Below are 1,149 nucleotides of genomic sequence, written 5' to 3' on the forward strand. Positions count from 1 at the left end.
TAGTGCTGGGTTTTGAAGATATTTATCGCCCTGATGGCGACAATGATTTCAATGACTTGCTGTTTACTGTCGAAGTGAGCCCATTCACCGCCATTGATGGCGTCAACACTGATGGTTCGACGGATTCGAAATACGAGCCATTGGTGCAAGAAAACAACCCAGAAGTGACGGTAACTTCGGTTTATCCAAGCTCAGACACGTACGCGACGATGGCGTTTGAAGATCGCTGGCCGCTAATTGGCGACTACGATTTCAACGATGTGGTGTGGCGTTATCGCGTTACCGAACTGCTAAATGGTCAGCGTGAAATCAAAAACATTACATTCGATTACACCTTACAGGCGATGGGAGCTGGGTTCTCCAACGGTTTTGCGGTTCATCTACCAAATGTTAACCCTGCCAATATTGCGTCGACCGTGTTGACTCGAAATGGCGAACCCGTCACTCATCAAGTGGTGCAATCTGGCGGTGAGGCGGTGCTTGTGGTCTCAGAAAACTTGCGCAAAGACTTAGAGGCATTGGGTGAGTTAGACAGCAATTGTACTTTTTATCGCACTCAAACCGCGTGTGTGAGTCAGCAAACGTCAGATGTTCTGAATTATCAGCTCACCGTTGAGCTATCGACGCCTGTTTCACGTGAGCAAGTTGGCTATCCGCCTTACGATTCATTCATCTTTGCTTCGAAAGACTCGTATCACGGTGATTTTACTGCCACACCTCCGGGTATGAGTTGGCAAACGCACTTCAAGTCCTTTGCGGGAACCAGTGAGATGAATAACTCTTTTTTCAACCTGCATGATGATAACTCCGGCGGCGCTGAGTCATTCTTGACGAACAACAACATGCCGTGGGCGATCAACATTCGTGACGAGTGGGATCATCCGATTGAAAACGTCGACATCAGTAAAGCGTATCCCGATTTCCCAACTTGGGTAACCAGCAGTGGCGAGTCAGAAACAACGTGGTACCAAGCCTCAACCGCTAACAAAGTAATTCCTGCAACTCAGCAGTAAGGAGCCTGACATGAAACATTCTACAAAACTGCTTATGACGACGTTGATTTCGGCATTAACCGTAGCTTGTGGAGGCGGCGGTGGAGGTGGTGGCTCAACTACGCCTCCGGCATCAACACCGACGCCATCGGTTCAG

Annotated in this window: 1 protein-coding gene; it reads left to right on the forward strand. The window is 48.8% G+C overall.

The window, feature by feature from the left end; genetic code table 11:
- Nucleotides 1-1,013, forward strand: a 1,013-nt coding sequence (locus tag R7070_RS26095; RefSeq protein WP_318141499.1) for an LruC domain-containing protein, incomplete at its 5' end; no start/stop codon positions are given.
- Nucleotides 1,014-1,149 lie beyond the last annotated feature (136 nt).

It is taken from the genome of Vibrio sp. 1557 (assembly GCF_033340175.1).
Lineage (GTDB): Bacteria > Pseudomonadota > Gammaproteobacteria > Enterobacterales > Vibrionaceae > Vibrio > Vibrio alginolyticus.